Here is a 21,660-nt window from a genome sequence, read left to right as displayed (position 1 = left end):
AGGTAAAAGGCAATAGCTAACACAAATTAGCTGTTAACCAATTACCTGTTATCAATTAGTAATTACCAAAAACTCAAGAACAGAGAGAGAACACAATGCTAAAATTCCTCAATCAAGTAGGCGAATACGCCAAAGAAACTCTTCAAGCTGCCAAGTATATCGGTCAAGGGCTATCTGTTACTTTTGACCACATGAGACGTCGGCCGATTACGGTGCAGTATCCTTACGAAAAACTAATTCCTTCGGAACGTTTCCGGGGCAGAATTCATTTTGAATTTGACAAGTGCATCTCCTGCGAAGTCTGCGTTAGGGTGTGTCCGATCAATCTACCTGTGGTGGATTGGGAATTTAACAAAGAAACTAAGAAGAAACAGCTCAAGCACTACAGTATCGATTTCGGGGTGTGTATCTTCTGCGGAAACTGCGTAGAATATTGTCCGACTAATTGTTTGTCGATGACAGAAGAATACGAGTTGGCCGCTTACGAGCGTCACGAGTTGAATTATGATAACGTGGCTCTCGGACGTTTGCCCTACAAGGTTACAGATGATCCGATGGTGACACCGATGCGGGAATTTGCTTATTTGCCGAAAGGTGTCATCGACCCCCACGAAGTTTCCTACACCGATCGCCGCGCCGGTCTCCGTCCAGAGGAAATTGTCGAAAAGTAGGTAATGGGGCATGGGGCATGGGGCATCGCGGGAATAGTTAGTAGTTAGCGGTTAGTGGTTACTTGTTAGTAATTTTTCAAATAACAAATAACAAATAACAAATGCCCAAGGCCCAAGGCCAAATTACCAATTAGCTATTAGCAACTAACAGAGGATTAAAAATTGTGAATCTAGCCGAAGGGGTTCAACTTGTTTCATTTGGCATACTCTCTGTAATGATGATTGCAGGAGCATTAGGAGTAGTTTTATTCTCCAACATCGTTTACTCAGCATTCTTGCTGTGTGGAGTATTTACCAGCATTGCGGGTTTGTACCTGTTGCTAAATGCTGATTTTGTAGCAGCCGCGCAAGTATTGATTTATGTTGGCGCAGTTAACGTCTTAATTTTGTTCGCCATCATGTTGGTAAACAAACGAGAAGACTTCCGCGTAATTTCCAACGCTTGGGTGCGTCAAATAGCAACCGCAGTGGTTTGTGCTGGCTTGTTTGCGCTTTTGGGTACGATGGTAGTGTCTACTCCTTGGGCGATCGTGCCGATAACAGGAGCACCGGCTGAAAGTTCGATTGTAACGATCGCCAAACACTTCTTCACAGACTACTTGCTACCTTTTGAATTAGCCTCACTGTTTTTGTTGATGGCAATGGTAGGAGCAATTGTCTTGGCCCGCCGCGATTTCTTTGCGGATGAACTGTCAAGCAAACAATCAGAAACACCAGCTTTCAGCTTGCCAGAACGGCCGCGCGAATTAGTTTCAGCAGGTGATGTTTCCTCACCCGAAACAAAGTAATTCTATGGTGTTTGTGGCGCACCTAATTTTGCGTAGGGTTCGCCACAAGCACCTCATGGATTTATGCAAGAAGTCCGATCTGTCTGTTTTGTAGTAATTTTAACTGAAAGCAACTCAAAAAATTTATGCAACTGCAACTCCAGTATTTCCTGTTATTAGCTGCTGCACTTTTCTGCATCGGGATTTACGGTTTAATTACCAGCCGAAATGCAGTGCGGGTGTTGATGTCGATCGAGTTGATGCTAAACGCAGTCAATCTAAACCTGATGGGTTTTTCCAACTATCTTGACCCCGTACAGATTAAAGGTCAAGTATTTACGGTGTTTGTAGTGACGGTAGCCGCTGCTGAGGCTGCAGTCGGTTTGGCGATCGTCCTGGCGATTTACCGCAACCGCAATACCGTAGACATGGAAGAGTTTAATTTGCTGAAGTGGTAATTAGTCATTAGTCATTAGTCATTAGTCATTAGTCATTAGTCATTAGTCATTAGTCATTAGTCATTAGTGAACACTTCGGAAAGTTATACTCGTTACCAGGCTAGAGCCTGGTAACGCATACCCGGAGGCTCTGCCTCCCTTTCCCCAAACGAGGTAGAGCCTCTGGATCTAGATTCCTTTCGCTAGAGCCTGGGAAGCAGTGAATTAATCAATAGTCATGAGTCATCAGTCATTCGTGAGAAACTAATGCAGATTAAAGACTAAGGACTAAGGACTAAAGACTAAGGACTAAGGACTAAGGACTAAGGACTAAGGACTAATAACTAATGACTTCTAGTAATTTCTAGAGTAATTCTGCCGCCGAAGTCAGGGATTGGAGCGGCAGGTTTTGAGAGTTGGAGCTTAACTTTTTCGACTAAAGGTAGTTCTAAAAGCTCTTGGACGATCGCATCTGCTAGCTTTTCTATCAATAAGAACTTAGAGTTTTTGACAAGCTGTTGGATCAGAGTAATTGCACTTCGGTAATCGAGAGTATGTTTAATATCATCGCTTTTTCCGGCGGGCGACAAATCGAGCCAGAGAGTGACATCCACTTCAAACCACTGGCCCAATACTTGCTCTTCAGGTAAATAGCCCGTGTAGCCGTAACAGCGAATTCCTGTAAGTTGAATACAATCCATTGTGAAAAAAACTAAAAGTGCGTTGCCTAACCAATTTGTATTAAACCAGATAAAGTTCTCTTTCTCTTCCCTCTCTTTTTTTGCCCTTTTCCTTCTCCCTCTGCGCCAAGAGCGCCCTCTGCGGTTCAATCACTCTTAATTCTATCTTAAATATCAAAACTGTTCTCCCTTCTCCAATCTATCCAGAAAATTCTCAGCAACTTCATACCATTTCCGCCTGATCGGTGCATCTTCGGGCTTGTCTGTCAATGTACGACCTTGTAATTCTGGATATTTATTGTAAAACAATTCATCTACTTTATTATAAAAAATATCCGGCTCGATATTAAGATTTTTGCGGCGCTTGCCAATCTTTTCTTGACGAGCGATTTCTGCATCCAAAGACTTATCTGAAGAAGGCTGCAGGTCGGTAAATTTTGGAATCTCTGGCAATTTGGGGAGACTAAAACCAGATGTAATCGCACTAAAAGCTATAATTCCCGGCAATAAAACTACGCTTAAACTCGCTATTGATTTCCAAGGAATTAACTTAAATTTGCTGGTGTTGCTGTTAACAACTGGATTGTTTTGCACAACAGGAGGGTTAGGGCTGTTGTTGGTAGCTGTTTGAGTGCTGTATTTGAAGGGGCGACCGACAAAGTTCATTGTCACCATTTGGGAGATCATGCTGCCAATTTGGGATAATTTTGGGTCTTTGAGTGCTTCGCGGACTTCTTTTGCGGACTGGTAGCGATCGCCCGGTTGTTCTGCTAGCATCTTATCCAACACGGTTCCCAGGTTTGGACTGACGGTGACGTGCGATCGCCAATCCCAAGTTTTGTTATGAATATCGTACAATTTCTGAGGCTTTTTGCCGCTTAGCAACACTAAAGCCGTGACGGCTAAAGCGTACAAATCGCTAGCGGGAGTAACTTTTCCCAGTCGCATTTGTTCGGCGGGCGAATAACCTTGTTTGCCGATCGCAGTATCCGATTGTCCCCTAAACTGAAATAGGGCGGTTGCTGCGATTTGCTTGACTGAACCGAAGTCAATTAAAAATGGCAGTTTGTCAGCATTATGCTGGATGATGTTGTCGGGGGAAACATCGCGGTGAATTAAATTTTTAGAATGAATGTATTCTAAAACGGGTAAAATTTGAAATAGCAGTTGAGTAACTTCAGCTTCGGTAAAATTGTTACCTTGCTGTTGGCGAGATATAAGTATTTGTTCGTAGGTTTCACCGGGGATGTAGTCTTGGACTAAAAATAATGATGGATTACCGCCCAAATCGGTGCGAAGCAGTTCTCGAAAGCGGGGAATTTGCGGGTGTTGGAGGTTGTAAAGCATATTCGCTTCGCGATCGAACAATTCGGCCGCTTTGGGGCTGTGAACAACCGGAGAAAATTCTTTGAGCACGCAGTTTTCGCCGTAGCGGTTGATATCTTCTGCGAGGTAAGTGCGCCCGAAGCCGCCGCGGCCCAATTCGCGGATGATGCGGTAGCGTTTTTCGAGGGTGGAACCAGGGGCGAGGAGGGATGAGTTTGACATAAACAACGGTGGATTGTTCGAGTTGAGGAGTCCCGGAGCACAGTATAGCTTATTTTAGCTAAGCTTGGTTGAATGGGAGGGCGATCGTATCGGCTCAATAAGTAGGTAGGGGGAACGCATCTTATTGAAGACTGTTCATCAGTGGTGAGTATATTTTGAGATAAATTCACCATTCAAAGAAGCTACAGACACGTTTTGTAATGACTTTTTAGATAAAATAGGAACTGATTAATGGTGGTTTTTACCTAATGTAAATTTTGACACAATAAAAATATTACAACCACTGTTTACAAGTGGTATAATAGTTATTAATGAGTTAGTCGTGAGAATTTAGTTGACTGCAACAGCCAGGAGCTTAGTCAAATAGTCATCATCCTACCTGGCTCGAAGTCGCTTATTTCTGGCTTTGGTCTTGAAAGTTTTTATTTGATCATAACTTAAGCAAAATCTGTCTAATTATAGCAAACTTTTGCGGAGCATTATCTTTTCTCATCCGACAATCATCTTCACGAAAACCTACATTTAATACCAATGTAAAAAAAAATCAATTCCCCAAGGGCTGCGGACTGATTCACCAAATTTTTGAGCATCCTTGGGTAAACTACTAAGATAATAACGAGTTTTAATAGTTGTTTTTCCCTTGACTATTCTTACGGATTCTATCAGACCTATACTATAAAGCTTCTCCCATTGATTTTCGGGCTATATCTGCTCTTTGATGTCACTTAACATGGTTGTGATGTCGGATTTATGAGCGACAGTGATTGTTCTCTTTTTTTGTCGAATAAGCTGCACGTGTCAAGCTTGAAAACCCTGGTCTAATTGTTTTTTTAAACAACGCTTCTATTCTGGCATACAGGGAGGGTTGATTTTTTTTAAGGTGATTATCTAATCTCATCCTTGTTCGAGAATTGACTTCACAATTGACCTTTGACAGCCCATCGCATAGCTTGGTGACAATGCTTCCACTTAATTCTAATACTTTTAGTAAAGCCGGAATTGCTGTGATTTTATTAATTTTTGATCGACTTTAACTTGTCCTAAAACTAATCTTTGACTGGTTCCCCAAGCACGGAGCATATGAATCGCTTTTTTGTCTGCTCTCCAAGAGTAAGAATGGCGAAGAGCTTTGCCATCAATTGCGATTACTTCTCCTCTCCTTGAAGCAGCTAATAGATTGAATCCAACTCAAAAAACATTGCTGAAATTGCTCAGGTTTGAGGCGAGAAAAGAAGGAGCGCCATTGTGTCATGGGTCGGGATGCCATTCGGCAATTCTCAAATTGTCTTTAACCGTTCGTATTTAGAAGAACCCGTAACTTTCGATATCCACCCATGTATCAGCACCGCAAATCACGGCACAAATTGAGAGGGTGATAATATCAATTAATTGATGATGTTTCGTCGGCTCAATTCTGGCATATTTTAAGTATAAAAAATGGTCGGAAATGGTAATTTGAGGTTTGAGTTACATAATGGTAAACTTTAATTAGGGCTTGCTGAAAAAGTAAGAAAACAGCATTTAGAAAGATGAATGAACTCGCGAGCCCCTTGATAATATAAGCTTTGCTTACGTTATTAGACCTCTTGCAAAATAATTTTATGCTATAATAAAGGCTTTGGCTTAAGTGAAGCAGATTGCAGGTTATATCAGCACTTTACAATTATGAGTTAGCTCTGGGTCTAAAACTCAAAACCTTTAATTATAACATATATCTTTTTTGGCAAGAGGTCTATTTAATACAAAGCATAATCTTTATTAATCATCACAGGTGGAAAACAGGAAAAAAAGTGTATATTCTGAAATAGACATAAAAAAGCCAAAAAGCCTGCCTTCTTCTGGGCCGAAAGATTCATCACCAAAAAATTTATGGCGATGGTGGGATAGAGAAGTATTAGAAAGTTTAGCCATCACTCTACCGAGGCTGAATCTTCTTTTACGCAACTCCCAAATTTGCCCTCAATTGAGTTACGAATTCTCTTGTCTTCTAAAGCTTGTTTCTTCGTTGACTTACTAATATTTGTCGAGGGCCTTGCTAAAGGGGGGACACTCATTCTAATTCCTCTTTCTTTGCACCAAGCTCGATTCTCGCGAGTTCGATAAATTCGATCTACATGAATTGATTCGGAATAGAAGCCTGTGAACCATTTAAATTCTTCTAAAGAGTGTTTTTAAGTCTACAGATTCGTTAAAATTATCCCAACTAATCCGGTCTAGAAATACATAGCCGTTACGACAACTCGCTGACAGCTTTGCCCCAAATTCGACTGATTTCCCGGCTTTTCCTCTAACGATCGGGCGGATGTGTGGTTTTGTTAAACTTATAGAACCCATTTGATATCTATTCTGCGTAAATCTCAGAAACCGGGTTTCTCTCTATATTTCTCGTCACCCAACCAAAAACTCCAAGAATGCCCGGTTTCTCGCCATGAGCGTAAATCTCAGAAACCAGTTTCTCTCTATATTTCTCGTCACCCAACCCAAAAACTCAAAGATGTCAAATGGGTTCTATACCATTTCTCTAAAATCATGCAATAGTCTCCGACCCCCCCTAGCCCCCCCGAGCTCGCGGGGGGGACAAGAATACTGTTGCATTATTTTTTGAAATTGGTATTACTATTCTGTTCTCAACACTATGTGTTTTATTTTCATACATCCATAACTGTTGACTTTTTTTTTACGGGTGACTGAATTTGACTGTGCAAAGCATCTATGATTGTTTCGGTTTGTTCCCTGGCTTGATTCAATATTCCTAAGTGGTTAGGATATTTAATGTCGGCTGGCGCGCAGGTTGCGTCTAATATTAATTTTCCTTAATTTTTCGGCTCGCTGATGTCCGATGACTTTTTATCGACTACTTTGCCTGGTGCTTCGGTCTGCTCTTTGACCATTTTTTCATTGATTTTATTTCCTCTGGTTGACACCTATTCTCTGTCGAAAATGAACCAACATTGATGAGTCGAAGGGTGCTTGACAGAAGATAGCTGGTCATGCATATAAAGTATTGTAAGTATGGGTTTTCTCTGATTTGTTCTATTGTTTCGCGATCGCTGGTTCCTAACTTTTCTTTAATAATTAATGCTCGAAGATGCCATCCGAAAAGATTTCGCTGGAGTTCCCATATCTACGGAAAAGTTTTGAGCATATTCTGCTTCAAATGCTGACCACGGAATTAGTTTAGCCATGATTACCCAACGATTATCTTCTAACAATTGCCCCTCAAAAGGCAAGTCAAAGTTGGATGGCGGGTTTGGGGCCCTAGTCAACTTTTCGGTACATTACGAAAGTGATGTTGTACTAGGCTTTGGACAGATTTTAGCTCATAAGCTTGCACACGCGGAGCGTTAAAACCAGTCAAAGTTTTTTTCTCTAAAGGTTTTAGGCTTATTCAGCAAGCCCTAAGTAAACTAGCTAAACCGGGTTTTTGAGTCCCTGGGCTTAGTCCAAGAAACCGGGTTTCTGCAATAATTTTGGCATCCCCAGCCGATTTTGGAGAGAAACCCGGTTTCTGAGGCTTCACACATCACCCCCAAATCCCAGAAACCGGGTTTCTACAATAATTTACGCATCCTCACGAGATTTTACGAAGAAACCGGGTTTTTGATACCCGCGCGATCGTGCGATTTGAGCAAACTCCCCGCATCGGGCCCAACGGGGATAATGCAGCCTGGATTCAACGGAAACAAATTGCCGTAATAATCGCGTTTTACAGCCTCCAAATCGCAAGTACCCGCAACACCCGGTAACTGATACAAATCGCGCAGATAAGCTCCCAAATGCTCGTAATCCTCAATGCGGCGCACATTGCATTTGAACAAGCTGTAGTAAACTGCATCAAAACGGAATAGAGTAGTAAACAGTCGCACGTCTGCTAATGTCACCCGATCGCCACAAAGATAACGATTCATCGAGAGCGATCGATCGATCTCGTCCAAAACACCAAACAATTCGCTGCAAGCAGAGTCATAAGCAGCTTGAGATTGCGCGAAACCGCAGCGATAAACGCCGTTATTCACCGATTGGTAAATTTTCTCATTCCACTCGTCAATTTGCGATCGCAAATCCACAGGATAAAGATCCATTTCAGGATTGCTAGCAAACTCGTTAAACTCCGAGTTTAGCATCACAATAATTTCCGAACTCTCGTTATTGACGATCGCCTTTTGCGAGTCATCCCACAACACCGGCACCGTACACCGCCCCTGATAGCCCGGTGATGCCAACTGGTAAATTTGCGGCATCGTATTGCAGCCAAAAGTCTCCGACTCCAGCACCCACATCCCCCCTTCCGAAGGATAGACAACCGACACGGATATCGCATCTTCCAGCCCTTTGAGCGCTCTCGTCACCAGAGTGCGGTGCGCCCAAGGGCATCCCGTACCCACAAACAGGCGATATCGTGCCGTGGCGGGCCCGTAAGGGTTTTCTGGCGCTGTCGAGACAAAATTGCGGAAACTGCTGCTGGGGCGAATGTATGCTCCCGTGCGATCGGGCGGTGCTAGTTTTGACATCATTAACTGCCACATTGATGTCCAGACAAATTTGCCAAGCTTGACTGTTACTGATGAAGGAAGCGATTTGTTTTTCACAATGCGATTAAAAGTAGTTTGCTAAACATAATCTGGTTATTTTAACTCACATTGCGATCGAGGGTTTCTTAATTCGTGCAGGCGGACTTGATTTGTAGGGCTGTAGGGACACTCCAAAAGCCGTGTCCCTACCGATATCGCAACGCCCGAAATGCTATATTCTAGTATGTGCCAAAGGCTATTTCAGCATAAGCTCGATCGATCAATTGGCGAGCAACCGTCTGAATTCCCGTATGTTCGTAATAATTGGTAGTCATGTCCAAAAATGCGGCGACATAATCCAATTTGTCATCGGTAACATCAACGTATTGCTTGAGATTTCCTAAAACTGTGGCGGGAGTTAAGCTGCGAGACTGCACTAAATTGTTCATCCAACCTTGGGCTGAGGCGAAGGTTGTTGTGACGAATCCGAATTTTTGGGCGTTATTTGCGCCGGGAATTAGGTTGCTGATGTTTTGGAATGTTGAGTTTTGCTGCAAGGTTGAAGGATTTAAGCCGCCTAGGGTATTTTGCGCTACTCTAAGGAAGTCCGGGCCGAGGGGAATTAAACCGTCAGCGCATACTAATGCAGCCATCCGCATTAGAGATTCGTCTTTGTATTGTGATAAGTGATTGGCAAAGCTTCCCGCGTTGTTAAGGGAAATATTGTTAAGCTTGCAAAAGACTATGAGTTCGATCGCCACTTTGACGCATAAATCTATAGTTTGAGTGGTGTCAGCCTTGGGAGTGAGGCGGCTCATAAACGAGAGAAAGCCGATTTTTTCGCCGATTTTATTTGCCATAGCGGTTGCGCCCAAGGCACTGTCGGCGCTGTCTGCAAGCTGGTAAAGCTTGACTGCACCTTGATAAGGCTCGTTGGAGTTGGCGTAAAGCTCGATCGCCCTGCTGCGAATTTTTTGGACTAATGCGCCATCTGTTTCCCCCGTGAGCGATCGAATAGTACGATCAAAACCGGTGAGATTATTCCACTCGCCGGGAACCACAAAATCGAGGGATTTGAGCATCATCACAGTAATCCCAGAAGACGGCAAATTGTCAACCAATTCCACAATAGATTTGCTCATCACAAACTCCTGAATAGCCAGATTTAAAAGTGTTCTTCCAAATACTCCAACTCCCACAAATCCGATTCCAGATTTTCGGTAAAATCCGCAGAATTAAGTAGACAAGTGCCAATAACAATTAAACAGCGAGAGCCAGTTTTGCACTACATCTGTTTTTTATCTCCTCTCTAACTCTGCGTTCTCTGCGGCCTGGAGCGGTTCATTTAAAAAAGTTAAGTTTCATTATACATACCGACTAAAATTGCGTAAATATGTTAAAATTGATAGCGCAAAAAAGAAAAACCTAAAATATGACTGTTGCAGTTAACAAAACTCCGGGATTAGCATCGCGCTTAGTAAACGGCGTACTCTCCATCAAACCTTTGGCCGCTCTAGCCAAACACCAAGCGCGGGAAATGATGATTGGAAGAGCTGAAAAAATCGGCGTGCATTGGCGACAAGAAGCCCAAGCACTTTTAGCTCGGAATTGGGATGCAGAATTGCTCAGCGTAGAAAATCCCGATCTTGTTTACCCGAAATATTATCTAACTTCATTTCACGCCTACGAAAAAGGTAATATGAGTTGGGAAGCTGCCACAGAAGTTGAAGTTGCAGCCCGTGCAGTTCATGCGGGAATTTGGCCAGAAGCGGGTGCAGAAGGCGATGCCAAACTCCGCGCCAGCTATCACGAAATTGTCAAATCTAAAATTGCCAAAACACCGCAAGATATTGTCGATTTGGGATGCAGCGTAGGAATGAGTACCTTTGCGCTTGGAGATGTTTACCCGGAAGCAAAGATGGTCGGTGTTGATTTGTCGCCTTATTTTTTAGCAGTTGCTCAATACCGTTCTCAACAAAGAAAATCTGAATCTTTAAATCAAAAATCTCCGACTTGGGTGCACGCTGCTGCTGAATCTACTGGTTTACCTGCGGCTGCTTTTGATTTGGTTTCTATTTGTCTGGTTTGTCACGAGTTGCCGCAGAAAGCTACTAGAGAAGTGTTCCGGGAAGCGAGGCGTTTGCTGCGTGTGGGCGGACATTTGACAATTATGGATATGAATCCTCAGTCGGAAGTTTATGCTAAAATGCCTCCTTATATTTTGACTTTGCTCAAGAGTACGGAGCCTTATTTGGATCAGTATTTTGGGTTGGATATTCAGCAGGCTTTGGTTGATTCTGGTTTTGCGATGCCGACAATCACTTGCAATACAGTCCGACACCGGACTATTGTTGCTGAAGCAGTAAATAGTTAGGTTTGATGTTTGAAAAATGTTGGTAGTTGATGGCATTTTTCAATTGTCATCAACTATCTCTTAAGTCCCTCTCTGCTGGGACTTGGTTTGTATAGGAGCGGTTTCAACCGCCGAATGCTGAGATTAGCATATCGCGCTATGCTACCGTAGATACTTTTTCGTACTCTTCACTATGTTTTTGCACTGCATCCCAGATATCAACTTTTTGCTGAAGATTAAGCCACAGTTGAGGGCCATTCCCCAACGCTTTCCCAATCCGAATTGCCATATCTACTGTAATTGGTCTTTGACCTAAAACAATTTCGTTCACACTACGGCGAGATACACCCAGTATCTCAGCAAACCTAGTTTGAGTCATTTCAATATCTTCAAGCACATCTGAAATGACCTCGCCCGGATGTACTGGTCTTGCTTTCCTTCCTTGAATAATGTTTTGTATGTCTTTCATGCAACTCTCCTTTCGGTTTAAGTTAAATTTTTAGATTGTGTTTTATGAGCTTGTTACATGAGATACAATAGAGTCGAAGCCTAAAAGGTTATAGGTATGACTCCGGTATCCGACACACAAGCGACTATTATTCGTACAGAACGAGGACTGACGATTTCAGGCACTCGATTGACTCTATACGATGTCATAGATTTTCTGAAAGCTGAGTATTCACCAAAATTGATTCGTAATAAATTTAACCTGACAGACGATCAAATTAACACTGCTATGTCTTACATTGAAGCTAATCGCGATCGACTTGAAACTGAATATCAACAGGTATTGCAAACAAGAGCAGAAATTCGCTCCTATTGGGAAAATCGCAACCGCGAACGGTTCGATCGCATTGCAATGATGCCGCACAAGCCCGGACAAGAAGCTCTTTGGGCAAAACTTGAGGAGCAAAAAGCCAGACGTGCCGCATAGCAATGATGACTTTTCTAGTTGACTTTAATCTTGACGGCTATGCTCTTCTTTTGCTGGGAAGCTTGACAAAACTCGGCTGGCTTGAACTCGTGTCGATCCGATTTGTCACTTTCAGGGAAGCTGGACTATCGATGGAAGCTAGCGATCGTTTGGTTTGGCGTTATGCTCAACAACATCAAATGATGATTCTCACAGCCAACCGAAACATGAAAGGTGATGATTCGCTCGAACAGGTGATGCGCGAGGAAAATACAGCAGATTCGTTTCCTGTATTGACAATTGCAGATATCGATCGCCCTTGATGAATTTGACTACCGAGAGCGATGTGTTGAGCGTCTTGTTGAGATTGTTCTAGATGTTGACAATTATATGGGAGTTGGTCGGTTATTCATTCCGCGAGCTCGACATCAACTTACCTAATTCGATCGCAACTGCGGTACAATTAAGCCTTAGACAGCAGTCTGAGCTAGAAGATTTCGATGGAACCCTAAAAGAAGGACATCTTCATGAACCCGACAGCCCCCTCTCAAAAAGTCCTCGATTGTTTGCAGGTTATTTTGGATGCCACGGCATCGAAAAATTACGAGCTTTTTACCACAGTGGGCGATGCAGGCTACAAAGCGAGCATTACACAAAAAATGTTTGACGATGTTAGCGAACAGCTCGCTTCACGCATGGAAAAGGGATATTCAATTACTTATTTTGGCGAGATAAAACAAGGTAATTGTCCGATTTATTTGTGGAAGCTGAGTTTTGAAGATGGTGGAGATGAATTTGTAGCCCACATGACTATGAATGGAGACAAAGTTGCTGGGATTTTCATCGAATAATATCGTTTCCGGCTGCATCGGAATGATAAATTAGAGGGCAATTCATGAATGATTTTTACAAGTCACCACCTATCTCGGTGCAATTTTCAGTTGTTCGATTCACAGTCAACAGTCAACAGTCAACAGTCAACAGTTAACAGTCAACAGTTAACAGTCAACAGTCAACAGTCAACAGTTAACAGTCAACATCATGAGGAGTGCAACCGGAATTGATATAACATATCTTGCTTGACACGGCGTTTTACTGAAGTGAATCTAACGCCGATCGCCCACAACGGTTAATCGAAACCTATCGGGCGGCACAAAGGTGATTCCCCGGCGGGCTGGACGAATTGCCCGATCGAGATTTGAGACAAATTCCCGCGCCGACAACACTGTTGCTAACACCAGCTTCATCTCAAACATCGATAGCGCCATCCCGATACAGCTTCGACTCCCGCCTCCAAACGGTAAATATTCAGACGCGGAAAACTTGCGATCTAAAAAGCGATCGGGATTGAATAAAGCCGGATTTTCGTAGGTTTCAGGGCGGCGGTGCGCCAAATACACGCAGGGAATTAAAATGGTTCCCGGTTGATAGGTATAGCCTTGAAGTTCGATCGCCCTTTTTACCTTGCGCGGCTGCGAAATTAAGGCGATAGGATAAACCCGCAGCGCTTCTTTACAGACTGCGGTTAAATAGGGCGACTGCGAAAGTGCGATCGGATCGGGATTTTCGCCCAATTCATCCAACTCGCGGCGCAACTTAGCGAGAGATTCGGGAAACTGATGCAGCCAATAAAACGCCCAAGTCAAGGCAGATCCGGTGGTTTCGTGTCCCAACAGCAACAGCGTCATCAACTGATCGCGCAATTCTCGATCGCCAATGGATTCGCCTGCTTCGTCGCGCGCCATCATCAACACTGACAAAATATCCGTGCGAGACGCATCGAGAGGGTGCGATCGCCTTTCGGCAATTTCTGCATAAATCAGCGAGTCAATCTGCGCCATTTGCTGCAAAAACTGCCCCCACGGACTCCAAGAACCCAAATTTTGCTGTAACGGTTCAAAGAAAAATTGGATTGAGTACAGCTCAGAGGTAATTGCTTCTAAAAGTTCGCTGAGCAAGTGTTTGAGCTGTTCGTAGCGCTCTCCAGGCACCAATCCGAAGACGACTTGCAGGATTACTTGCAGCGAAATTTCTGACATTTCTTGCCGCACGGCGATCGCCTCTGGGGCTTTCCAATTCTGTGTTTGCTTTCGCGTCAAATCCACAATCAAGTGCCCTTGACTGTGCAACTGTTCTCGATGCAGCGCCGGCATTAATAGCTGTCGCTGTCGCAGGTGTCGCGCCCCTTCGTTCATAATGAGCGATTCTGTTCCCACCAGCGGGCGAAATACGTTGGTGACTTTGCCAAATTCAAAGGCATCAGCCAAGGTGGTAAACACTGCCTGAACGGCTTCTGGATTGCCGAGGAACACGACGGGGGGCGAAGCGGGCCCCAGTACGCGGGCCGTAAATGTATCGCCGTATTTGGCTTGGTTGCGGTCGAAAAATGCGATCGGATCGGCTACCAGCGAAAGAGTTTGGAACAGGGCGGGAGAACGAGATCCGGTGGGCAATATCATTGCAAAAATTAGCGATACACAATACTTCTAGTTTATATCGATCGACCCCAGGCACTCTGAAATTTATTGGCGATCGATGTCAAAGGCAAGTAGCAACAATAGTAATGCGATCGGGATCGATCGCAGATTGTACGGCTAGCTTCCCAGCCTAAACGGGTAAAAGTGTTGGCGATGTTTGGTTTGGCATTATGCTCAAGAAAATTAAATGAATTTAAGATACAATTGCTGTAAAAACTGGTAGCCTGTTGGCTGAATTTGTTATGACATTAACATCCCGTGTTATTCATAGCGACCCCGATATTCTGGGGGGAACCCCTGTTTTTGTTGGGACTCGCGTGCCAATGAAAACCCTACTTGATTATCTTGAGGCTGGTGATTCATTAGATGTATTTCTAGATCATTTTCCTAGTGTCAGTCGGGAACAGACAATCGCAGCCCTTGAATTAGCAAAGGAAATGAGGTTCTTAAAAGTTTTTTAGGCGACGCAGCACAACAACTCCCGCGCGCACAGATGTTATGTGTTAGGATCGGAGGTAGTCTGCTGCGGGTAATTGACACCGTTAGAGCGCTCTATTCCTGGGAGGGTGGTTCCGCAGATTGTCTGGCTAGCTTCCCAGCCTAACATGACTGTTTTACGCTCTACTCCCCAGGCATAACCACCGAGTTCTCCAGATTCTCGAATGACTCGGTGACACGGAATTAGATAGCCGATCGGATTTTTACCGATCGCATTTCCGACAGCTCTAGCAGCAGTTGGGCGAGCTACCATTTGAGCTACAGTCTGATAAGTTGCGATCGCCCCAAACGGCAATTTCAAAAGTGCTCGCCAAACTTGAATCTGAAAGTTAGTGCCTTTTACCAACAGCGTTAGTGGTTTTTGATCGCTGATAGTTTCTGACTTAAAAATCAGGTCGCGCCATGATTCAGTGGCTTCCCGATCGCAAATAATTTCAGCGTTTTTCCATGTTAATCGCAGTCTTTGTTCGGCGGTTTGTTCGTCTGTTGTCTCCAAGAAATAAAGATTACAAATACCGCGAGTAGTTGTAGCAATTAGAGATTTCCCAAAGGGAGTATCGTGAATACCATAACGAATTTGCAAACCCGATCCGCCTGTTTTGAACTCCCCTGGTGACATTGCTTCTAAGTTCACAAATAAATCGTGCAATCGTCCGGGACTCGATAGCTTCACGTCCAATGTTAGGTCTAGAAGGCTTTTCGTCTGAGCGATTTTTGACTTGGCATATTCAACTGTCAGATATTGCAAAAACCGCTTGGGGCTAATGCCTACCCATTGAGTAAATAGCCGTTGAAAATGATATTCACTAAGTCCTGTGTGTTGGGCCACAGTTGCCAGATTGGGCTGGTTTAGGTGGTTTTGTCGCATAAAGGCGATCGCCCGAGCAATCCGGTGATAATCTTCGCTAACACAGACACTCGCATTTTTCATCGAAATCATCTAGTCTAAGTCAAGGGAATTTTGATGTTTCCTCACTTTAGCCATAGAGTACGCTCAAAGCCACCCGTTTCTTGCGGTGAATGCAGTCAGTCGATTTTAGATTTTAGATTTTAGATTTTAGATTGAAGAGATTGAAGAGATTGAAGAAAGGGACCTCACCGATCGACCCGGGAACTTGCGATGAGGATTCAAAGCTTTTTTCTCGCTCTGCGGAGGCATCGGAGGGCTTGCAACCAAAATGCTTGATTGTCAGTCGATCGCCCGAACTTTCTCCCTCAGCCTCCGCGCAACTGCGTCACCAAGTGAACTAACTCCGGTAAAATTAGCTTTTCCACGGCTAGCCTTACGCCATTGCTAGAGCCCGGAAGAGAAAAGACTAATTTACCTTGATACACCCCTGCAACTGCGCGAGAGGCGATCGCCCTCGAACCAATTTCTTGGTAGCTCAAAAACCGAAATATCTCCCCAAATCCCGGTAAAATCCTGTCTAGTAAACTCTCCATCACATCGTAAGTCGTATCGCGGGGAGCGATTCCTGTGCCGCCGTTAAAAATGATTGCGTCCACATCTTCGCGTTGGGAAAACGCCTGCATTTGCAAGACAATTTTTGCCGCATCATCTTTAACAACAGTGTAAGCTACCACTGAGTGCCCTGCATCTTTTAGCAGCTTCTTCGTTAACAAGCCGCTATTATCTGTGTCAGGAGAGCGCGTATCGCTAATAGTAGTAATCGCACAATTTACCGCTATTTTAGATAAATCTGGGTGAGGAATTTGCGTCATGATTTGGTATTTTAAGTAATCGGCAACTGGCAACTGGCACTCTGCCAATCACCAATCACCAACTACCCATTATGCCTTGCTAAATCCTAAGCCGTTTGCTGCGGAGTAGCGTTCCATGAAACGCATAAAACGCTCCCATTCTTCAGCACTTCTCATCAGATAAAGAGCTTCTAAACCCGCAGGCTGACCGTTTACGAACTTAGCGTTAACCTCGCGAGTCACGATTTCGCCTTCTTCGTCGATCATGTACATTCCAGTAATTTCTTGGGTACTGGTGCTGCTGAGAGCCTTGGGATTTGCAAAGATAAATGTGGCCGTACCTTGAGCTCCGCTTTTAGAACGGGTTAGGCGAACTTCTGGCAGCACATCTTCGTCGATACCGCGGGAAAATTGAATTTTAGCCATAATTTCACAGTCGAACCTTAAGGATTACTTAATTTCTTAACTTTTCACTTTAGTACATTGCGAGCCTTTAAAAAAGGGCTCGCAATGTTGAGTTCGACAATCATCAGACGATTCGGGTATTCCCAATGGCCTTAGACGATGTAGGGAGAGTTAATTGCCTCAGCCCGGTTTGTGGCTACCAGGGTTTGGTAAACCAGCGCCGATATTTCGCCGCGGGTGATGTCGCGGGCAGGGGAAAGTTTGTCGCGGGCGGGATAGTTGACTACAATTTTGCGCTCTGTGGCGGTTGCTATGGAGTCGGTGGCAAAACTGGGAATCAAAGCTCGATCGGCATAAACGCTCAAAGAATTGGGATTGCCGCCCGTCAACTGCAAGCCGTTTACCAAAGAAACTAGAGCCTGAGCTCTGGTCAAATTTTGCTCCGGGCGAAACGTGCGATCGGGATATCCAGCCAAAAACCCACCTCGATTCGCTTTGACTATCGCCGCTGTCGCCCAAAAATCCGCCGCCACATCCTTAAAAGCCGTCGCTTCACGGCGCGGTGCCAACTCAAACGCCTTCGCCAGCAAAGCCGCATACTGAGCTCTAGTTAAACTCTCGTCAGGTTTAAAAGTGCCGTTGGGAAACCCGCTGACAATATTCATCTTAGCGAGGCGATCGATAAAATCCTTAGCCCAGTGCGTGCTGGTGTCGCTAAACTTGACACCCCCTGGAGTTGGAGTGGGAGTTGGTGTCGGAGTCGGCGTTGCATTGCCCAAATCAAATAAACCTTTCACCCGCGCCGGATCGAGCTGATTTCCCAAGGCCGAAATCTTTACCCCAGTCGCGTTTTGCAAGTCTAATTCGCCGTTATCCCGAAAAATATTGCCCCCCAAATCTTGAGCTGTACCGATATCTGGCAGCGATTTCCCCACAGCAGTCAAACCGTCTTCGGTATTTTTTTCAATGCGATTCTTCCGCACAACCGGCTTAGATTCCCCTGATAAAACAATACCGGAGCGATTTTCCAAAATTTGGTTATCAACAATCAAAGGAGCAGATTTATCTTGCAGAGAAATGCCGAAACCGGTATTTTGAAAAACATTGCGCCGTATTACTCCCTTAGCAGTTTCCGCCGCAATTACGCCAGCCGCCGAGTTTTGTACAAATCTGTTGTCTAGAATCGCAGGATTTGCCGAACCTGTGATAAAAATACCTTCGCGCTTGCAAAGCGTGAAAGTGCAGTTAGCCACTGTGGGAGAAGTTGACTCAATCCAGACTCCGGTGCCGCGACTCTCCAAATTAGTGACAGTTAGGCCGCGCAATTCGGCATCGGTTGCTAGCAATATTGTGATATTTTGACTGGCTGCGGTGGGACTGACAAATTTGCCGCTTCCTTGAATCAGAGTGCCGCTTCCTTTGTTAGTTTCGCTACCGATAACTTTGACTCCAGAGGGAATTTCCAAGGGGAATTTTTCGCCGCTGGCTGCGCTGTAAGTTCCCGGTGCTAGCTGAATAATTGTTCCCGATGCAGCGCGGGCGATCGCGCGGGCGATCGTTTTCAAGGGAGCCGATTGGCTGCCGGCGGCTCCATCGCTACCTGTTTGCGGGTTGACGTAAACTGTTGCCATGTTTTTGTGGAAGAAATAAATGTGCGATCGGGTCTTTGTATACTTTTCATTCTCTACTAAGCTGACCCCGGATCTATATTTAGCTCGATCGGGAAGACAGCCAAAGGGGACGACAACCACAGGGGGATTGACCCTACAAAGAACTATATTTATCGTTACCAGCAACAGCAAATACCCGATTTTTTAAACAAGTCAAGTATCTGCATCTTCTATTTCAATCGCCGACAGTCGAGATGCCCTGCCCAAAAACCTTAACCGCTTCAGCCAAATCTGTTTCACCCATTAAAATGCAGCGTCTTAGCAAATCGATATCCAGCGTTTCCAATCCTGAGAGTTGACTCCCAATTACTTCCTCGTAGCCATCTTCCCGGAGGTGATAAATCCGCAGCGTGCCATCTTCCCAAAACCAGATTTCTGGCACGCCCAAAGCTCGATATTTTGGCAACTTGCTCAGTCCACCGCTAGTATAAACCACCTCGATCGACAAGTCGGGAATTAACTTGGGTTTTCCCAAACAAAAAGATTTGTCTGCTTGAGTTGAAGCTTCTCCCGTCTTCTCCTGCGTCATGGAACCAGAAGGGTAAAACCTAATGCCTTGCAACAGCAAAAAAGTTGTCACCAAGTAACCAATGATTTCCGAAAAGTTTTCGTGTTGGAATCCCGGAATTGTAATTTCGATCGCCCCTGCAAAAAAAGACAACTTTACGCCAGGGGAATCTTCCGCACCCTTCTGGATTAACTTGAATTGTTCCCAAGTGCCGTTGAGCACCACTCGCCCATCGAGAGTTTCCCGATCGAGAACTTGTGTCATTGAGCCGCACCATTATCTGCTATGGGAATTATAGCGCATTGGGCGATCGCCCCTACAGGCGATCCGTGCAGCAATTGTAGCTGAGGAATCCAAACAGTTTTTTCTCATTAGACTTCTTGCAAAAATAGTTAGGACGGGCTAGAAGCCCATCCCACAAAAATCTTCCTTCTAGCCCGTCCCACAAGAAGATTGAACTCATATCTTGAACCTGTGGCAAAAACCGGGTTTCTGACCGCAAAAACCGCATCAAAACCTATATCTGAAGTTCAGAAACCCGGTTTTTAAGAGCTTCCACACGAATGGTGCTCTTCTGTCAGATTAAAAGGACTTTTGCAAGAGGTCTATTCCCGATCGCAGCCGGGGAATACAGATTCTTTGGATCTGCCTCGCCTTAATTCCCACCAAGTTTCACAATACATGATGCCTCCAAAACTAATATAGTTTCATTTTGAAAAACAGCACAACTTGTCATTGCTGGAGCTATTGCGGGAATTTTCCCTTGTTTGAGAGCAAGCATCGCCTCCGGTGTCGCATCAAAGTCATCTATCCAGCCGTAATCTTCTACATACTCCAGAGTCAAAGCATTCCGAGTGAGCATCCAAAAATCAATTCCGTAGCTGTTAATGAAATTTTGCAAAACAGCCAGATTTTCCGTATATTGAGCGCGAATTAAATCGCTAACTCGCTGCTGAAATCTGCTGTAGTAGCCTTTTTGATACGGCACTGCATATTCCTTTGCTACCAAAACAGAACGCTGGCTAAACGTTGGTATGTTGTCGGCTTCGGAGGCGATTGAAGCAATCAAGATATTTTTAGGTTGTTGCTGAAAAAATTTGTACAAAGGCGGCATTTTACCTTCTACATACCCGACTGTAGGAAAGTTTTCAACAAAACAGGGATAAAACACAACGGCAACACCGATTGTGGCTGTGGTAATTAGTACAACTAAATTTTTGAATTGAAATGTTGTTTCGGTTTTTGATGCCCAATGACCGACTCCATCAATAATTAACGTTAGGGCGATCGCACTTATCAAAACAATAATAAATCGCAAGCTGTAGGCAGTATAGCGTCCGGGTTGATATAATTTAAAAATGGTGGCGTGAGCTGCTAAAAACATCACCGATGATGCTAGAAATAGCTGAAGTAACAGCCAGATTTTGCTACTAATGCGACTCGCTAAGGGAAAGGCCGATCGCCAAAACAGCAGCAGCGGAAATAACAGTCCCACACAGTGAGTTACAGGCGTAAACAGCGACTTGGGAAACATCCCGCTGCCCCTACCAGTCAGCCAAAAATCTACCGGATTTGGACGAAAAAAAGCATTTCTGCCGTCTGGTGCAAATACTCCCATTTTCTTGGCTTCGGCTGCGGTATAAGTCGGGCTAAATTCAGATTTATCTAAGGCATAGGGCAGCATTACTAAAAAGATTATTCCCAAACCTGTAGCACAAAATAGGTAATTTGTGCGATCGCCCGACCAGCGCAAACGGCCGTTTTCCCAGCATAGCAGCCGCAAAACTAAAATTCCGGCAGCAACCAAGGCGTAAGGAGGGTAAAATAGTCCGATTAGGGCGATCGCCCCCAAACAAGGCAGCAACGAACTGCGCGACAAATAATATAAAAAAGCCAGAAATATCGGATAGATAAAAGCTCTTGGCGTTGTGGAAGCCAAATCGTCAGTCATCCACATATGCTGATTTAACAGCAAAGATGCGATAAATCCAGTCAGCGGCACCGGCAGCATTTCTAGGCAAAGCCCAAAACAGTAATAAGTCGAGATTAAGCCGAGAAATAGCGGCAATATTTTGTGCAAGAATAGCGGGTGAATGCCAATTGTTGCTGCTATCTTGTAGAGCGTGCTGTATCCTGCCGGGGCGACTGATTGATAGTAGTTAGCAATGAAATCGTTGGGGAATAATTGTCGATCGACAAACCGCATCATCCAGAAAACGTGCTGCCTCGCATCGTCTTGCACCACATACTCGGCGCTGAAGGCTTGCTCGATACCTAAGAAACCATAAATTGCGGCAAATGTCAAGCTCAGGGTCAACCAAAATATTGTGCGCGATCGGGATTTTTCATCCACAGTCGCCGTCAGAAACTTGTGCAAGCGGGCTATTAATACCATTTAAGATTTGAGATTTGAGATTTGAGATTCGGAATAGCTGATTCTCAAAAGTAGAACTATATCATAAGCTGTTGTGCATCTAGATTCTGTATTGTGATTGAGGGGGAGAGGGGGAGAGGGGGAGAG

At 44.5% G+C, this 21,660-nt stretch carries 22 protein-coding genes and 2 pseudogenes; 9 read left to right on the top strand and 15 right to left on the bottom strand.

Translation table 11 applies throughout. The features are described from left to right. The first annotated feature begins 95 nt into the window (after positions 1 to 95). The 3 genes from ndhI to nuoK all read left to right on the top strand — a co-directional run bounded on the left by ndhI (position 96) and on the right by nuoK (position 1,896). On the top strand, positions 96 to 671 hold the full coding sequence (gene ndhI, locus AACV78_RS02060; RefSeq protein ID WP_194011079.1) for an NAD(P)H-quinone oxidoreductase subunit I: 576 nt from the start codon (positions 96 to 98) through the stop codon (positions 669 to 671). A 164-nt stretch (positions 672 to 835) separates the two neighbouring features. Further along, on the top strand, positions 836 to 1,459 hold the full coding sequence (locus tag AACV78_RS02055; protein WP_194011080.1) for an NADH-quinone oxidoreductase subunit J: 624 nt from the start codon (positions 836 to 838) through the stop codon (positions 1,457 to 1,459). Between the two features lie 131 nt (positions 1,460 to 1,590). Then, complete coding sequence (gene nuoK / locus AACV78_RS02050; protein ID WP_228042566.1) at positions 1,591 to 1,896, top strand: NADH-quinone oxidoreductase subunit NuoK; 306 nt, start codon at positions 1,591 to 1,593, stop codon at positions 1,894 to 1,896. A 323-nt stretch (positions 1,897 to 2,219) separates the two neighbouring features. On the opposite strand, the gene folB is transcribed toward nuoK, so the two are convergent. From folB to AACV78_RS02015, 6 genes and pseudogenes are all read right to left on the bottom strand, one after another. Continuing rightward, positions 2,220 to 2,576 (bottom strand): dihydroneopterin aldolase, encoded by a 357-nt coding sequence (folB, locus tag AACV78_RS02045; RefSeq protein WP_194011081.1) that lies wholly within the window; start codon positions 2,574 to 2,576, stop codon positions 2,220 to 2,222. 153 nt (positions 2,577 to 2,729) lie between these two features. Continuing rightward, positions 2,730 to 4,103, bottom strand: a complete 1,374-nt coding sequence (locus tag AACV78_RS02040) for a serine/threonine-protein kinase (RefSeq protein ID WP_194011082.1) — start codon at positions 4,101 to 4,103, stop codon at positions 2,730 to 2,732. Between the two features lie 375 nt (positions 4,104 to 4,478). Continuing rightward, positions 4,479 to 5,558 (bottom strand): annotated as a pseudogene (locus AACV78_RS02035) (ISAs1 family transposase). 281 nt (positions 5,559 to 5,839) lie between these two features. Continuing rightward, positions 5,840 to 7,369: pseudogene (locus tag AACV78_RS28620) on the bottom strand (transposase). Positions 7,370 to 7,684: 315 nt separating this feature from the next. Then, a complete protein-coding gene (locus tag AACV78_RS02020; protein WP_228042565.1) occupies positions 7,685 to 8,629 on the bottom strand; it encodes a glutathione S-transferase family protein in 945 nt (314 codons plus the stop codon). 224 nt (positions 8,630 to 8,853) lie between these two features. Continuing rightward, positions 8,854 to 9,756 carry a hypothetical protein gene (locus AACV78_RS02015; protein WP_194011083.1) on the bottom strand — a complete coding sequence of 301 codons (903 nt, stop codon included), beginning with the start codon at positions 9,754 to 9,756 and terminating at the stop codon, positions 8,854 to 8,856. A 290-nt stretch (positions 9,757 to 10,046) separates the two neighbouring features. On the opposite strand from AACV78_RS02015, the gene AACV78_RS02010 reads away from it, so the two are divergent. After that, a complete protein-coding gene (locus tag AACV78_RS02010) occupies positions 10,047 to 10,988 on the top strand; it encodes a class I SAM-dependent methyltransferase (RefSeq protein WP_194011084.1) in 942 nt (313 codons plus the stop codon). Between the two features lie 136 nt (positions 10,989 to 11,124). Here AACV78_RS02010 and AACV78_RS02005 read toward each other — a convergent pair whose 3' ends face one another. Continuing rightward, on the bottom strand, positions 11,125 to 11,436 hold the full coding sequence (locus AACV78_RS02005; RefSeq protein WP_194011085.1) for a HigA family addiction module antitoxin: 312 nt from the start codon (positions 11,434 to 11,436) through the stop codon (positions 11,125 to 11,127). Positions 11,437 to 11,532: 96 nt separating this feature from the next. On the opposite strand from AACV78_RS02005, the gene AACV78_RS02000 reads away from it, so the two are divergent. From AACV78_RS02000 to AACV78_RS01990, 3 genes are all read left to right on the top strand, one after another. Beyond that, positions 11,533 to 11,901: a DUF433 domain-containing protein gene (locus tag AACV78_RS02000; RefSeq protein ID WP_194011086.1), complete on the top strand. Its 369-nt coding sequence runs from the start codon at positions 11,533 to 11,535 to the stop codon at positions 11,899 to 11,901. Positions 11,902 to 11,903: 2 nt separating this feature from the next. Then, a complete protein-coding gene (locus AACV78_RS01995; RefSeq protein WP_339383430.1) occupies positions 11,904 to 12,203 on the top strand; it encodes a DUF5615 family PIN-like protein in 300 nt (99 codons plus the stop codon). Between the two features lie 204 nt (positions 12,204 to 12,407). Beyond that, positions 12,408 to 12,731 carry a hypothetical protein gene (locus tag AACV78_RS01990; protein ID WP_194011087.1) on the top strand — a complete coding sequence of 108 codons (324 nt, stop codon included), beginning with the start codon at positions 12,408 to 12,410 and terminating at the stop codon, positions 12,729 to 12,731. Positions 12,732 to 12,986: 255 nt separating this feature from the next. Here the strand turns inward: AACV78_RS01990 and AACV78_RS01985 are convergent, their stop codons facing one another. After that, complete coding sequence (locus AACV78_RS01985) at positions 12,987 to 14,339, bottom strand: cytochrome P450 (protein WP_194011089.1); 1,353 nt, start codon at positions 14,337 to 14,339, stop codon at positions 12,987 to 12,989. On the opposite strand from AACV78_RS01985, the gene AACV78_RS01980 reads away from it, so the two are divergent. Together AACV78_RS01980 and AACV78_RS01975 are read left to right on the top strand one after the other, a co-directional pair. Further along, positions 14,339 to 14,491 (top strand): hypothetical protein, encoded by a 153-nt coding sequence (locus tag AACV78_RS01980; RefSeq protein ID WP_194011090.1) that lies wholly within the window; start codon positions 14,339 to 14,341, stop codon positions 14,489 to 14,491. The two genes, AACV78_RS01985 and AACV78_RS01980, sit on opposite strands and share 1 nt — an antisense overlap. A gap of 108 nt (positions 14,492 to 14,599) precedes the next feature. Then, entirely contained in the window at positions 14,600 to 14,818 is a 219-nt protein-coding gene (locus AACV78_RS01975; protein ID WP_194011091.1) for a DUF433 domain-containing protein, read from the top strand. A gap of 35 nt (positions 14,819 to 14,853) precedes the next feature. Here the strand turns inward: AACV78_RS01975 and AACV78_RS01970 are convergent, their stop codons facing one another. The 7 genes from AACV78_RS01970 to AACV78_RS01940 form a co-directional block, all read right to left on the bottom strand. Then, positions 14,854 to 15,786: a methylated-DNA--[protein]-cysteine S-methyltransferase gene (locus AACV78_RS01970; RefSeq protein ID WP_228042563.1), complete on the bottom strand. Its 933-nt coding sequence runs from the start codon at positions 15,784 to 15,786 to the stop codon at positions 14,854 to 14,856. Between the two features lie 284 nt (positions 15,787 to 16,070). Next, the gene (locus AACV78_RS01965; protein ID WP_194011100.1) at positions 16,071 to 16,577 is read right to left on the bottom strand and encodes a MogA/MoaB family molybdenum cofactor biosynthesis protein; all 507 of its coding nucleotides are present in this window, start codon (positions 16,575 to 16,577) and stop codon (positions 16,071 to 16,073) included. 69 nt (positions 16,578 to 16,646) lie between these two features. Continuing rightward, positions 16,647 to 16,982: a photosystem II reaction center protein Psb28 gene (gene psb28 / locus AACV78_RS01960; protein ID WP_194011093.1), complete on the bottom strand. Its 336-nt coding sequence runs from the start codon at positions 16,980 to 16,982 to the stop codon at positions 16,647 to 16,649. Positions 16,983 to 17,113: 131 nt separating this feature from the next. Further along, positions 17,114 to 18,712, bottom strand: a complete 1,599-nt coding sequence (locus tag AACV78_RS01955; protein ID WP_339383429.1) for a DUF1565 domain-containing protein — start codon at positions 18,710 to 18,712, stop codon at positions 17,114 to 17,116. Between the two features lie 94 nt (positions 18,713 to 18,806). Continuing rightward, positions 18,807 to 19,403, bottom strand: coding sequence for a Uma2 family endonuclease (locus AACV78_RS01950; RefSeq protein ID WP_194011094.1), 597 nt, complete (start codon positions 19,401 to 19,403; stop codon positions 18,807 to 18,809). A gap of 52 nt (positions 19,404 to 19,455) precedes the next feature. Beyond that, a complete protein-coding gene (locus tag AACV78_RS01945; protein ID WP_194011095.1) occupies positions 19,456 to 19,602 on the bottom strand; it encodes a hypothetical protein in 147 nt (48 codons plus the stop codon). Between the two features lie 192 nt (positions 19,603 to 19,794). Next, complete coding sequence (locus AACV78_RS01940) at positions 19,795 to 21,534, bottom strand: hypothetical protein (RefSeq protein ID WP_194011096.1); 1,740 nt, start codon at positions 21,532 to 21,534, stop codon at positions 19,795 to 19,797. Positions 21,535 to 21,660 lie beyond the last annotated feature (126 nt).

It is taken from the genome of Tychonema sp. LEGE 07196, assembly GCF_963890365.1.
Taxonomy (GTDB): domain Bacteria; phylum Cyanobacteriota; class Cyanobacteriia; order Cyanobacteriales; family Microcoleaceae; genus Microcoleus.
Note: the sequence above shows the minus strand (reverse complement) of the source record. Positions and strands in the feature narration are given on the sequence as shown.

Bases quoted from the DNA above. Each gene is read 5' to 3' on its own strand.
- ndhI (WP_194011079.1), top strand. From the start codon at position 96: ATGCTAAAATTCCTCAATCAAGTAGGCGAATACGCCAAAGAAACTCTT.
- folB (WP_194011081.1), bottom strand. From the start codon at position 2,576: ATGGATTGTATTCAACTTACAGGAATTCGCTGTTACGGCTACACGGGC.
- AACV78_RS02040 (WP_194011082.1), bottom strand. From the start codon at position 4,103: ATGTCAAACTCATCCCTCCTCGCCCCTGGTTCCACCCTCGAAAAACGC.
- AACV78_RS02020 (WP_228042565.1), bottom strand. From the start codon at position 8,629: ATGTGGCAGTTAATGATGTCAAAACTAGCACCGCCCGATCGCACGGGA.
- AACV78_RS02015 (WP_194011083.1), bottom strand. From the start codon at position 9,756: ATGAGCAAATCTATTGTGGAATTGGTTGACAATTTGCCGTCTTCTGGG.
- AACV78_RS02010 (WP_194011084.1), top strand. From the start codon at position 10,047: ATGACTGTTGCAGTTAACAAAACTCCGGGATTAGCATCGCGCTTAGTA.
- AACV78_RS02005 (WP_194011085.1), bottom strand. From the start codon at position 11,436: ATGAAAGACATACAAAACATTATTCAAGGAAGGAAAGCAAGACCAGTA.
- AACV78_RS02000 (WP_194011086.1), top strand. From the start codon at position 11,533: ATGACTCCGGTATCCGACACACAAGCGACTATTATTCGTACAGAACGA.
- AACV78_RS01995 (WP_339383430.1), top strand. From the start codon at position 11,904: ATGATGACTTTTCTAGTTGACTTTAATCTTGACGGCTATGCTCTTCTT.
- AACV78_RS01990 (WP_194011087.1), top strand. From the start codon at position 12,408: ATGAACCCGACAGCCCCCTCTCAAAAAGTCCTCGATTGTTTGCAGGTT.
- AACV78_RS01985 (WP_194011089.1), bottom strand. From the start codon at position 14,339: ATGATATTGCCCACCGGATCTCGTTCTCCCGCCCTGTTCCAAACTCTT.
- AACV78_RS01975 (WP_194011091.1), top strand. From the start codon at position 14,600: ATGACATTAACATCCCGTGTTATTCATAGCGACCCCGATATTCTGGGG.
- AACV78_RS01970 (WP_228042563.1), bottom strand. From the start codon at position 15,786: ATGAAAAATGCGAGTGTCTGTGTTAGCGAAGATTATCACCGGATTGCT.
- AACV78_RS01965 (WP_194011100.1), bottom strand. From the start codon at position 16,577: ATGACGCAAATTCCTCACCCAGATTTATCTAAAATAGCGGTAAATTGT.
- psb28 (WP_194011093.1), bottom strand. From the start codon at position 16,982: ATGGCTAAAATTCAATTTTCCCGCGGTATCGACGAAGATGTGCTGCCA.
- AACV78_RS01950 (WP_194011094.1), bottom strand. From the start codon at position 19,403: ATGACACAAGTTCTCGATCGGGAAACTCTCGATGGGCGAGTGGTGCTC.
- AACV78_RS01945 (WP_194011095.1), bottom strand. From the start codon at position 19,602: ATGAGTTCAATCTTCTTGTGGGACGGGCTAGAAGGAAGATTTTTGTGG.
- AACV78_RS01940 (WP_194011096.1), bottom strand. From the start codon at position 21,534: ATGGTATTAATAGCCCGCTTGCACAAGTTTCTGACGGCGACTGTGGAT.